This window comes from Paenibacillus aestuarii (assembly GCF_027789125.1).
Classification (GTDB): domain Bacteria; phylum Bacillota; class Bacilli; order Paenibacillales; family NBRC-103111; genus Paenibacillus_E; species Paenibacillus_E aestuarii.
In genome coordinates this window covers 120,773-133,582 of record NZ_JAQFVF010000080.1, presented here as the reverse complement: position 1 = coordinate 133,582, position 12,810 = coordinate 120,773, and the positions used below count along the sequence as shown (strand labels likewise).

11 protein-coding genes are annotated in these 12,810 nt (G+C 45.9%); 10 read left to right on the top strand and 1 reads right to left on the bottom strand.

What is annotated here, in order from left to right:
* Position 1: 1 nt before the first annotated feature.
* On the bottom strand, positions 2-1,564 hold the full coding sequence (locus tag O9139_RS27320; RefSeq protein ID WP_270884917.1) for a spore germination protein: 1,563 nt from the start codon (positions 1,562-1,564) through the stop codon (positions 2-4).
* Positions 1,565-1,768: 204 nt separating this feature from the next.
* On the opposite strand from O9139_RS27320, the gene O9139_RS27315 reads away from it, so the two are divergent.
* The 10 genes from O9139_RS27315 (at position 1,769) to O9139_RS27270 (ending at position 12,803) form a co-directional block, all read left to right on the top strand.
* Positions 1,769-2,695 carry an alpha/beta hydrolase gene (locus tag O9139_RS27315; RefSeq protein ID WP_270884916.1) on the top strand — a complete coding sequence of 309 codons (927 nt, stop codon included), beginning with the start codon at positions 1,769-1,771 and terminating at the stop codon, positions 2,693-2,695.
* A gap of 138 nt (positions 2,696-2,833) precedes the next feature.
* Positions 2,834-3,700 (top strand): MurR/RpiR family transcriptional regulator, encoded by an 867-nt coding sequence (locus tag O9139_RS27310; RefSeq protein ID WP_270884915.1) that lies wholly within the window; start codon positions 2,834-2,836, stop codon positions 3,698-3,700.
* Between the two features lie 23 nt (positions 3,701-3,723).
* Positions 3,724-4,746, top strand: coding sequence for a dipeptidase (locus tag O9139_RS27305; RefSeq protein WP_270884914.1), 1,023 nt, complete (start codon positions 3,724-3,726; stop codon positions 4,744-4,746).
* Positions 4,747-4,892: 146 nt separating this feature from the next.
* The gene (locus tag O9139_RS27300; protein ID WP_270884913.1) at positions 4,893-6,368 is read left to right on the top strand and encodes a M81 family metallopeptidase; all 1,476 of its coding nucleotides are present in this window, start codon (positions 4,893-4,895) and stop codon (positions 6,366-6,368) included.
* Between the two features lie 61 nt (positions 6,369-6,429).
* Positions 6,430-8,076 carry an ABC transporter substrate-binding protein gene (locus O9139_RS27295; RefSeq protein WP_270884912.1) on the top strand — a complete coding sequence of 549 codons (1,647 nt, stop codon included), beginning with the start codon at positions 6,430-6,432 and terminating at the stop codon, positions 8,074-8,076.
* A 27-nt stretch (positions 8,077-8,103) separates the two neighbouring features.
* The gene (locus O9139_RS27290; protein WP_270884911.1) at positions 8,104-9,018 is read left to right on the top strand and encodes an ABC transporter permease; all 915 of its coding nucleotides are present in this window, start codon (positions 8,104-8,106) and stop codon (positions 9,016-9,018) included.
* A 50-nt stretch (positions 9,019-9,068) separates the two neighbouring features.
* A complete protein-coding gene (locus O9139_RS27285; protein WP_377525359.1) occupies positions 9,069-9,935 on the top strand; it encodes an ABC transporter permease in 867 nt (288 codons plus the stop codon).
* 24 nt (positions 9,936-9,959) lie between these two features.
* Positions 9,960-10,844, top strand: coding sequence for a class A beta-lactamase-related serine hydrolase (locus tag O9139_RS27280; RefSeq protein ID WP_270884909.1), 885 nt, complete (start codon positions 9,960-9,962; stop codon positions 10,842-10,844).
* A gap of 13 nt (positions 10,845-10,857) precedes the next feature.
* Positions 10,858-11,838: an ABC transporter ATP-binding protein gene (locus O9139_RS27275; RefSeq protein WP_270884908.1), complete on the top strand. Its 981-nt coding sequence runs from the start codon at positions 10,858-10,860 to the stop codon at positions 11,836-11,838.
* Complete coding sequence (locus tag O9139_RS27270) at positions 11,835-12,803, top strand: ABC transporter ATP-binding protein (RefSeq protein ID WP_270884907.1); 969 nt, start codon at positions 11,835-11,837, stop codon at positions 12,801-12,803. The genes O9139_RS27275 and O9139_RS27270 overlap by 4 nt, the downstream gene beginning before the upstream one ends.
* Positions 12,804-12,810 lie beyond the last annotated feature (7 nt).

Below are 12,810 nucleotides of genomic sequence, written 5' to 3'. Positions count from 1 at the left end.
TCTATTCCTGTCCTTTCTCGGTTCCTCCGGCAGGTTTTCTTACGGTTCTTCTGTTCAAAGCTCCAATCGGAGCTCTTACGAGCAAATCCTTCATACTACTCATACGAAATGGGGCGATCGGCGAAAAGTAGGGGACACCGAATGAGCGAAGTGAACATAGATGAACCAGCAGCGCTAATAAACCCAGCATGATCCCATATAACCCTAGAACGGCTCCGAGAAGCATCAAAGGAAAACGCATTAAACGAATACTAATGCCCACATTGAAGGCGGGTATAGTAAAAGATGCTATAGCTGTGATTGCCACCACGATAACCATCGCCGTAGAGACGATGCCCGCTTGAACGGCGGCTTCCCCGATGACGAGCGCCCCGACAATACTAACGGCTTGGCCAACTTGCTTGGGCAAACGAATGCCGGCTTCCCGCAGTGCTTCAAACGTAATTTCCATTAACAAGGCTTCTAATAAGGTAGGAAATGGCACACCTTCATGAGAGCCAGCAATGCTAATGAGCAGTTGGGCTGGCAGCATTTCATGATGGTATGTGATAACGGCAATATAGACCGATGGCAAGACAAGGGCAATGGCGATAAAAAGAAAGCGAACCGATCGGACCGCGAACGCCATTGGGTACCGCTCATAATAATCTTCACTAGATTGAAAAAACTGAAAAAAGATCGTCGGTACCATTAAGACAAATGGAGATCCGTCGATGAAGAGGATCACTTTGCCTTCAGCCAATTCGGCTGCCGCTTTATCCGGCCGTTCAGTATGGGCGATTTGCGGGAATAAGGTGTAGGTATGATCTTCAATCAGTTCTTCGATATATGCACTGTCCAGAACGGTATCCACATCGATTAGTGAAAGGCGTGCTCGAACCTCTTCGATGACATCGGGGCTCGCTATTCCGTCGATATATGCGATGACAATATCTGTTTTTGTCAATTTGCCTAATGTGAAGTGCTCTGTTTTTAACGCTGGCGTTTTGATAATTCGTCGAATGAGCATCGTATTTGTGCGCAAGTTTTCGGTAAAGCCTTGCCTCGGTCCGCGGACGACTGCCTCGGTTGACGGTTCTGAGATAGAACGGGCAGGACCGCCCTTGGTGCTCATTGATAATGCAATGGGAACTTGGTCAATGAGCAGGAGTGTCTCTCCGGTTAATATATGTTCGACAGCATCTTTCAGAGTGAACAGTTCTTTCAGTTGGGCTACCTTTAAAACAGCTGATTGCATAGCTTTAAAAAAAGACATCGGATTCGTTTCTGTGAGTAGTGCAGGAAAAGTTGCTGGGATGAACAAGGATTCGAGAATTTCATTTTCTAATTGTTCCTGCTCGATGAGTCCGTCTATCCAAATGAGTTGTGCCTGATATTGCCCAGCTGAGCCCAGCGTGATATTTCTGAAAACGACGTCGCTGCAATTTTGAAATATTTGTTGCAACTGTGCGGTATTTTGGGAAAGGGAAGAATAGAGTTCCATTTGCTCCACAGGTACGTAGAACGTTTGCTCGGAGGGCTGATTTGGTTTGTGCTTTTTACGTTTTGAAAAAAATAGAGTCAAACTCGAGCACCCCCTTTAATCAAATGCTGGACATTCCATCGAGCGTATTATCCCCTTAAAGATGGTTTAGATGCATGAATATTCCAAAGAGTCTTACTCAATTATAGAACAGATCTATCGTCTTCATAGATAATTTTACATTGATTGGGAAATACACTAATTTTATAATTTTGTTATTCAACACGAGCGCAAGGAGTGCGAACCATGACATTAGATCCGAAGGCAAAAGCATTTTTAGAGCAAATTGAACAAGCTGGCGGAGAGCCTTTACCGAATTTGCCGCTAGCTGTGGCAAGGAAAGGTGCCAGAGAAGGTTTTATCGCTACGGCGGGAGAGTCCGCTTGGATTAAGAAAGTAGAAGAGCAAAGAATACCTGTCGAGGGGGGAGACATTTTACTGCGGATCATGACACCAATTGCAGAAGGTCCCTTTCCGGTCATGGTCTACTATCATGGAGGTGGATGGGTATTAGGCGATTTGGATGCCTTTGATGGACAACTGCGTTATATGGCCGCTGCTTGCAAATGTATCGTTGTTGGCGTGGATTATCGTTTAGCGCCGGAACATAAATTTCCTACGGCTGTAGAAGATGCCTACGCTGCACTTCGATGGGTTGCTGAATATATTCACCTGTACCAAGGTGATGTGAACCGCATCATTGTAGCTGGAGATAGCGCAGGAGGAAATTTAAGCGCGGTGATGACACAATTGGTCCGCGAGAGAGGCGGTCCAACGATTGCTAAACAAATTCTGTTTTACCCGACCACAGATCTGAGGTTGTTAAGTCACTCGATGAAAGAGTTGGCGAGTGGGTATTTCCTTTCGGAATCGGACATGGAGTGGTTTAGAGATTGCTATCTTCGCTCACCAAAAGATATCTTGAATGCCTGGGCATCTCCGCTGCTTGCCTTAGATTTCCAAGACCTACCGCCGGCACTTATTATTACGGCTGAGTATGACCCATTGAGAGATGAAGGTAAAGCTTACGCAGATGTGCTGAAGCAGGCGGGAGTTCCGGTTCAATATACGTGCTATAAAGGTATGTTGCATACCTTTGTAACTAGGTTAGGCTTGTTTGATCAAGCGAAAGAAGCCATTCAGGAAATGAATGTGTTCATCCATCAGGGTTGAGGTTGAACTTAATCTGAGGTATGAACATTGAGATTCGGTTTTCCAAGGCAGTTGACCTGTAGTCATAACTTCAATGATAATAAGGATGTGCAGTTTGCGCTTCGAATTATGAGAAGTTTTGATGAGGGAGTTGTTACCATGGACAACGTAACTGACCGAATTCGCAAATATTACAATCAATTGACAAATCAGCAAAAAATAGTGGCGAAGTTTATGCTAGATGAACCTAAATCAGTGGCACTTCATCCGGCCAAAGTGATCGGCGTCATGACGGAAACGAGCGAAGCGACAGTGATCCGGCTTAGCTATGCCCTGCAGTATTCAGGCTATACGGAGATGCAGAATGAAATCCGGCAATCTCTGATGGCACCTGGGAAACAGACAACTCCTGCGATCGATTATTTGCATGCATCGAGCGATTCCCAAATGGATCAGGATCTGATCGCATATACATTAGATCGGGAAATCGCTCAAATCGGACAAACGCTTCGAGAATTGGATCGTGAGATCATTAACCGCGCTATCCAAAGCATTTTGCAAGCCAAAAAGATCGTCGTGGTAGGCCTTCGTTTATCCCACGGTGCTGCCAATTGGTTTTCCGTTGCCTTGAATATTCTAAGAGGTGATACGTACCTTTATCGGGGACCGGTAGACGACACGAACTATTATTTGACGGAGATGGATAAAGATTGGCTTGTCATCGCGCTCAGTTTCCCACGTTACCTACAAGAAACAGTCTCTTTCGCGAAAGCAGCACAACAAAAAGGCGCTCAAATTATTGCCATCACAGATAATGAACTCTCGCCCGTCGGACAAATAGCGGATCTACTGCTTAAAGTTCCGTTTGAAACGACGGAGGTATTCACCGGCATGCCTAGCATTTTCTCCTTATTGAACGTCATTGTTAATGGTATCACCCTTGTTGACCGTGAAAATGTCGAAAAGCGGCTTCGCATGTACGATGAGTCAAGCAAGCAGTTCTTCCCATTTTTTGAGAACTCTTAAAGGTCCTATAGGAGGTTAAGTGTATGGGGAATATCGAGCGTACGTTAATGAAACCCGTCATTGACGCTCATTTCGACTTATTGATGGACGTTGTGATTCGAAGGGCTCGGGGAGAAAGGCGCGTAATTGAAACGAGTTATCTCCCTGATTTCTTAAGTGGCGGGATCAATACAGTTGTGGCTGCAGTTTTTGTTGACAGCGCTTTCGTTCCGGAAATGGCGCTGCGCAAAGCGTTGCAGCAGATCAGTTCCTTGCATGATGAAGTAAGAGAATCCAGCCAAATTGCCTTATGCAGGACAACGGAAGAGCTCGAACAGGCCAGGAGTCAAGGTAAAATAAGCTTTATTTTGTCGCTAGAAGGCGCGGATCCGCTTTACAACGATTTAAGCATGCTGCGGATTTTCTATGAACTCGGTGTCAGAATCTTGGGTCTGACTTGGAGCAGGAGAAACTCTGCGGGCGAAGGGAGTGACTTCACTCCTTATCCCAGGAGGAAATCCAGCGGGTTGTCGGATTTTGGATTGCAGCTCGTGGAAGCGGCTGAGGCGATCGGGATGCTGATTGACGTCAGCCATTTGAATGATGAGGGTTTCCGCGATGTGATGGAAGTGGCGAATAGGCCTGTAATCGCATCACACTCGAATTGTCGCAGCCTGACACAAACCATGAGAAACCTTTCTGACGTGCAGATTGCTGCGATTGCTAGACATAATGGGGTGATCGGCATCAATTCAATCAGCATGTTCGTTGCCGATAGGGATGAAGATGCAAACGTGGATCATATGGTTCGACACATTGATCATATCGTCAATCTCGCAGGTATCGAACATGTCGGAATCGGGCTTGATTTAACCGATGCCTTCTTGAAATATGTAGCAGCCGAAGACTTGGCGCAGATGAGCAGGAAGCCTTTTGATATTTTCAAAGGGCATGCAGAGCTGCCCAAATTGCAAGAAACACTGTCGAAACGCGGCTATTCAGCAGAGCATATCGACCTCATTTTAGGCGGCAATTTTGAAAGGGCTTTCAAGAGAGTTTGGAAGTAATCTTTTTTTCTAAAATATTTTAAATACCATCTTGAAAGAATACTTGCCACGCATTATAATGACCGTAAAGTGTTTGCTTCATAATTTTAAATTTTATGAAGTGAACACTTCACAAGTGGACAAATACCAATCAGGGAGGGAAAGATGTGAGAATCGCGATCGGGCAAGTGGCACATGAAACAAACACGTTTTCAGTTGTGAAGACAAGTAAGGACATGTTTGAGCTCTGGGAATGGGCGCAAGGCGATACCCTGTTAGCCAATCATCGAGGGGTTCGCGATTTTCTTGGTGGCATGATTCACCAAGCGGAGCAAATGGGTATTGAAGTTCTGCCGGTTTTTTCGACGATTGCTTATCCATCAGGGATGATCACGAAGGAAACGTACGAGGACATCAAACAGACACTCCTTAGCGCCATTCAGCAGGAAGGACCCATTGACGCCGTTTGTCTTGCTTTGCATGGGGCAGGCGTAGCGGAAGGGGCCGTGGATCTTGAAGGCGAATTGCTGAAAGCAGTCAGGAACTTGGTAGGCCCGCTTATTCCCATCGTTGTCACACTTGATCTTCACGGAAACTTGACGGATACAATGGTTGAGCACGCTGACGCCATGCTAGGAGTTCATCTCTATCCGCATGTTGATTGTTATGAACGTGGTTTAGAAGCGGTGGAATTGATCCACCAGATCGTGACCGGTCAAGTCAAACCCGTGATGCATTTAACTAAACTGCCACTAATTCTCCCCACATCAACTACTAATCAATCTCCTGCAAAAGATATCAATGAACGCTGCTGGACATGGGAACAAGAAGAAAACGTTATCGATTGTGCATTTTTCCATGGCTTCCCTTATACCGACACCCCTGACGTATCAGCATCCATTTTGACCATCACCAATGACAACCCCGAATTAGCGAAACTTATTTCTGAAGATGTCGCTATCTACCTATGGGAAAAACGCGAGGAATTTACGCCAACGATCATTTCTCCCGAAGAGGGGATTCAATTGGCGCTTCAAACAGAATGTCGGCCTATCGTTATAAACGAATCGTCTGACAATCCTGGGGGCGGAACCCCAGGCGATGGCACGTATTTGCTGAAAGCCATGCTGGATGCGAAACTTAATCATGCGTGCTTCGGTTCCATTTTTGACCCTGAAGTGGTGGAAATCGCTTGTGAAGTAGGAGTGGGAGCGAACATTCAAGTACAAATCGGAGGAAAAACAGACACTCTTCACGGTGATTCCCTTCCAGTCGACGCTTATGTGAAAGCGATTACAGATGGAACTTTCGTTGCATCTACACCTATGGGGCAAGGCGGTGTCGTGAATCTCGGCAAATCGGTACGTCTACAAGTAGATGGCGTCGATATTATCGTATGTTCCGTAAAAGCCCAGACGTTGGACGAACAGATTTTTCTGCTGCACGGGATCGACGTGAATCAGTATAAAATTGTGGCGCTGAAGTCCAGCCAGCATTTCCGTGCCTCCTTTGAACCTATCGCCAAACGGATCATTACGGTAAACTCACCTGGCCTCAGCTCGCAAATTCTTACATCCTTCCCCTATGAACAGATTTCCCAGCCGATCTATCCGCTTCATCCGAGTGCTAAGTGGCCAAAATGAATGAAATGAAGTTCAGTTCTGCAGATCCTCTATACGTTCATTGACAATAGGAGGAAATTGAATGAGCAGAAAAACCAGACTTTTAACCAAAAAGGTATTTCCATTCATCGTACTTACGCTCGTGCTGGCCGCTTGTTCATCGTCTTCGAGACCAAGCTCCAACCCAAGCGATCCCTCGGGGCTGGCGGCATCACCTGCGCCTAGTTTAAGCTCAAACAATACCAGCAAGCCTTTCGTCGTTTCGACGGTTATCGAAGTAGACACAGTAGACATCGATAAATCTACTTGGGTGGACATTGCTAATTCGTTGATATATGAACCGCTGCTAAACTACGACGACAAAGGAAAGATCGTCGCTGGTCTCGCTGAATCCTACAGCGTCTCGGCTGACGGGAAAGTATGGACATTTCATCTTAAAAAGAATGTGAAATTCCACTCCGGAGAACCTCTGACTGCCGATGCGATGAAAACTTCGATTGATCGGTTCATGACGATGTCCCCAGTAAAAGATATAGCGGGTCCAGTGGATAAAATAGAGGTTACCGACCCGTTGACCGTACAAGTGTATTTCAAAGAGCCTTATGCCCCCTTCATCAGCGTAGCAACCAGTCCCTTCTTAGGCCCAATCGACCCGAAACGGGTTGCTGAATTGGGAGACAAATTCGAAAACAATCCATCGTCGGTTGGCCCCTTCATGTTTCAGAAGCATGATAAAGGGTCGTCTATTTCCTACAAAAAAAATCCAGACTACAATTGGGGACCGCCCTTATTAAAAAATCAAGGTGCGCCCTACATCGATGAACTTACTTTTAAATTTACGAAAGATGATGATACACGCGTGCTTGAATTCAAAAAAGGCGATGTCCAAATGCTCAATGGTGTACCTAACAGCTATGTTAAAGATTTGCAGAACATCCCGAACGTCGAATTTATCAAAGCCCTCGAACCAGGAGAGAAGTACTTGGGCTTTAATCTGCAAAGACCGCAATTCCAAGATGTGAGAGTGCGTAAAGCGTTGGCGATGGCCATCGATAGAGAACCGTTCGTTGAAGTCGCATTATCCGGGTATGGTCAATCTACATTTAGTCCTCTGCCGACAACTATTTTCGGACATAGCGATAAAGTGGAGAATGATGCGAAGAACATGTACGCACGAGACGTGGACAAAGCGAAAGCGCTGCTTGCCGAAGCAGGGTGGAAAGATACCAATGGTGACGGAATTGCTGACAAAAACGGGAAACCGTTGTCGATCGAATTGGTATTGCCGCATAATCCGATTCTCGAACGCAGCGCACAAATTTTGCAAACGCAATTTAAAGAGATCGGCGCAGATCTAAAGCTCTCCATTAATGAACTTGCTGCTGTAAAAGACAAATTAGCAGTAGGTAAATCAGATTTTGATATGTTTATGATGTATTATGATTACACGGATCCGGATGTACTGTACTTACTCTTCGATCCCAATACAAATCGAATGCGGTATACCAATCCGAAATTAACGGATCTGCTGCAGCAAGGCCGCTCGACGATGGATCAGACAGCCCGTGCAAAGGTCTATAAAGATGCACAGGAAATCCTTATCGAGGACCTACCCATTATCCCGCTGTTCTCTGAGGAGACCATCATTGCCACGCGTGATGTTGAAGGTGTTATCTACAATCCTTTCTCCACGAGTTTCTATCTCAATGATGTGAAATGGAAAAAGTAGTAAGGGCGAGGGGGAATTCTGTTGCATGTGTATCTGTTAAAAAGACTGATCACACTTATCTCAACCTTGTTCGGCGTATCGATATTCATCTTTTTGCTCGTACATCTCATTCCAGGTGATCCCGCTCATTACATTTTGGGAGAATTCCCTACGCCAGAAGCGATTAAGCAGTTAAATGCCAAACTGGGCCTAGACCAGCCCTTGCTCGTTCAATACCTCCATTATATCACTGAACTCTTTCACGGCAATTTAGGTGCATCACTCATCACCGGACAGTCTGTGTGGTCGCTCATCGCTGATCGTTTTCCGATCACTTTGCAATTGGCTGTGTATAGTACGGTCGTTGCAACGATAATTGGTGTACTTGCAGGTGTGATCGCATCGGTGAAGCCTAATTCTTGGATGGATCGATCGATTGTCCTAGCCTCCTTAGTGGGCTTGTCAGCTCCAACTTTTTGGGTGGCGCTTCTCTTTATTTTTGTTTTCTCCTATAAATTGTCCTTATTTCCCATATCAGGATATAACGGTTTCCAATCATTAGTTCTTCCATCGATCGTACTTGGTTTAGCAGAAGCAGCAACCATCGCGAGAGTGGCCCGCACAAGTATGCTCGACGTGCTGCAGCAGGAATACATGCGTACGGCGGTAGCAAAAGGGGTCCATGGGTATGCCCGTATTTTCCAGCACGCATTGAAAAATGCAATGATTCCTGTTGTCACGCTGCTCGGTCTGCAATTTGGTTCCCTGTTAGCTGGAGCCGTTGTTGCCGAGGTTATCTTTTCCTTAAAAGGAATCGGCAATTTAATGATCGATGCGATTAGCAAGCGAGATATTCCAATTATTCAGGGGCTAGTCTTTTTTGTGGCTTTGATGTTTGCTCTCACCAATCTGCTGGTTGATTTCATTTATCGTATATTTGACCCACGGATAAATTATGAGTAGAGGAGGGGGAGAACGTGAACGGGAAAATTGGTGAAGTCGGTACTGTTCCGATACCAACAGATCTTGCAAGAGCAAAGTCGCAAAAACCTGCAAGCTTGATTTGGCATCGAATTCACAAAAACAAAACAGCAATGATTGGCTGCATTTTATTGCTGATTGTAATTTTCGCTGTCGTATTTGCTCCTTTTCTAGCCTCTTACCCGGTCGATAAAATGAACTTCAAAGATCGTTTCCAAGGACCTAGCCTAAAACATTTTTTCGGTACAGACGATTTCGGAAGGGATATATTCGCTCGTGTCTTGTTTGGCGGAAGAATCTCACTCGTCACCGGGCTTGTGACCGTAGCCGTATCGTCCATTTTTGGCGTCATGATCGGGACGATCACCGGTTATTACCGAAAAATCGATTTGTATGTCATGCTGGTTATGGATACACTCTTGGCACTTCCTCCGCTTATTCTGGCGATTGCGATCATCGCCATATTCGGTCCAGGCCTCACCAATGCGATGATGGCCATTGTGATTGCGATCATCCCGCGTTTTGTGAGGTTAGTCCGATCCTCCGTGCTTTCGGTTCGGGAAAAAGAATATATCGAGGCCGTGCACGCACTAGGCGTGCCGGATTACAAAATCTTGTTGAAACACATCATCCCGAACATTATTTCTCCAATCATTGTATTAACAACGATATTATTCGGAAATGTCATTCTTGTCTCCGCTTCGCTTAGCTTTCTGGGACTTGGAGCCCAGCCTCCGGCACCAGAATGGGGAGCTATGGTGAACGTAGGCAAGTCGTATCTGACACAAGCTTGGTGGATGTCACTCTTTCCGGGTCTAGGTATAATGCTGGCTGTGCTCGGTTTTAACCTACTTGGCGACGGTTTGCGGGATGTTTTAGATCCGAAAATGAACAAGTAACTTTGACATTGGAGATGAGTCATATTGCTGAAGGGCACATTAGAACAAATCGTTCGTGAGTCGAAGGGAATTGTCGGGTTAGCTGTCAAGCATCTACAAACAGGTGAAGAAGTAAGCATCAATGAGAATCGCTTGTTTCCACTAGCTAGCGTATTTAAAGTGCCTATCTTGGCAGAACTCTTTAACCAGGTGGAGACTGGGCTGCTCCAACTGGATCAGAGGGTTACGTTCATGGCAAATGACCGCATTCCCGGCTCCGGCGTCATGCAGCTGTTCGATTCAGGAGCCAGTCTTACCTTTAAAGATCTGGCGACACTGATGATCGTGGTTAGTGACAATGCGGCAACCGACAAAATTTTGGATTGGGTCGGGATCGAACAAGTCAACCGCTTGATGAGTGAAATAGGGATGACGAATTCGAAAATACGTTATAACTGTTGGAAGCTGTTATCCTTTTATGTTGGAATGGAAGGTCTGGAGCCTTCCGTTCAAATGATTGATGAATGGAAGCGTCGTGAGCAAGCTGTTGCTGCGGGACAGATCAGGACGATTACCCTAGGGTTGCAGGAAAACAACGTATCGACTGTGACAGAAATGAATATGTTGCTTGAACGAATTGCGAAAAAAGAAGTGATTTCGGTATCTGCATGCGAGCAAATGATCGATATCCTGTCTAAACAGCAGTTTCGGAATCGCATTCCGTATTTGCTACCGCCTCAAACCAAGGTGGCGCATAAAACAGGTACCATCGGCAGTACGGTAAACGATGTGGGGATTGTCCGTTTACCAAAAGATAAGGGTGATCTTGTTATTTCCATATTCACTGAAGGAAACGAAAGTGTTCCTCATGGCGAACGGATGATCGCTCGTTTATCCCGAGCTGTATACGACTACTTTGCTGTCAAGTAGGAGGAGGGGGACAATGACTCAGGCCCTGCTGGAAGTTAAAGACCTAAATATCAAATTTCAAACAAATCGTGGTCTTGTGACCGCCGTGAGCAACCTGGACTTTCGCATACAGCAAGGAGAAACGGTTGCGCTCGTTGGGGAATCCGGCTGTGGAAAAAGCGTAACTTCTCTCTCCATCATGGGGCTGAATAAGCCAAATGTGTGTCAGGTGGAAGGAAAGATCCGGTTTAAAAACAAGGATTTAAACCAATTAAGCGATAAAGAGATGCGTTCCATACGTGGTCAGGAAATATCGATGATTTTTCAAGAAACGATGAGCTCTTTAAACCCCGTGCTTACGATCGGACAACAGATCATGGAAGTTTTTAAAATCCACACTTATCTCAACGCACGCGAACGCTGGTCCCAAACTGTTATTCTCTTGACACAAGTTGGCATTCCACATGCGGATTCGGTCATGCGTCAGTATCCTCATCAACTGTCAGGCGGGATGAAGCAGCGCGCGATGATCGCAATGGCGATGGCTTGCAGCCCCGATCTTTTAATTGCTGATGAACCTACAACCGCCCTTGATGTGACCATTCAGGCGCAAATTCTTGATTTGATGAATGAGATGAAGCGCAGAAGTCATACCTCGATTCTTCTGATCACGCATGATCTTGGCGTTGTCGCAGAAATGGCGGACCGGGTAATGGTAATGTATTACGGGGATCTTGTGGAAGAAACAGACACGTTGACGCTGTTTACAAACCCCAAACACCCCTATACGATCGGTTTACTAAATTCTGTACCGAAGATTGATTCCATCAATCGGTGTTTATCTTCAATTGAGGGGCATGTACCTGTTCTCGGTGAAGTGACAACAGGCTGCCCGTTCCGATTCCGCTGTAAAGACGCTCATGAACGATGTAAAGTGGAGAAACCTCCTCTGATTCAAACAGGCAAGCAAGCAGTTAGATGCTGGTTATATGAAAAAGAGGAGCTGGCGATATGAGCGATTATTTACTGGAAGTTGATAATCTCCAAACCTATTTTCCGATAAATAAAGGTCTCTTTCGGAAAGGTGGAGTTGCCAAAGCGGTGGACGGTGTCACCTTTCGAGTGAAGAGAGCGGAGACGCTCGGTATTGTCGGTGAGAGCGGATGCGGCAAAACCACGACGGGCAGAAGTGTACTTCGTCTTGTTCGCTCAACATCCGGTTCAATTAAATTTGAAAATCAAGAGATTACAACGTATCGAAGCAGGGAACTCAGAAATCTGCGGAGTAAAATGCAGATCGTGTTTCAGGATCCTTATTCTTCATTAAACCCTCGGCTTACGGTATACTCCGCACTGGATGAGGCGTTGTCCGTCCACTTCCCAGCGCTAAGCAAGCCGCAGCGACGCGAGCAAGTGATGGAACTGCTAGAGATTGTCGGTTTAAACACTACGCATGTGAAATGTTATCCGCATGAATTTAGCGGTGGACAGCGGCAGCGGATCGGAATCGCCCGGGCTCTAGCCGTTCATCCTGCTTTGATTGTGGCAGATGAAGCCGTCTCTGCACTGGATGTATCCATTCAAGCCCAAATCATTAATCTTTTGCAGAAGCTGCAATCCGATTTGGGTTTAACCTACTTGTTCATTTCCCACGATCTAGGTGTGGTTAAGCATATTAGTACTCGGATTGCCGTCATGTATTTAGGTCGAATCGTAGAGATTGCCGACACACAGCAGCTTTTTGGCGATCCTCTGCATCCCTATACACAGGCACTTATTTCCGCTGTTCCGGCCACACATCCGCTGCTAAAAAAGAAGCGGATCGTCCTGAGCGGGGATGTGCCTAGTCCCGTTCATCCGCCTTCAGGATGTACGTTTCATACCCGCTGCCCGCAATGCATGGACATTTGTAAAGTAGTTCGTCCTTCAGAAACGGAAGTGCAGCCAGGGCATACTATCTCCTGTCATTTATATACGTAACTTTGGA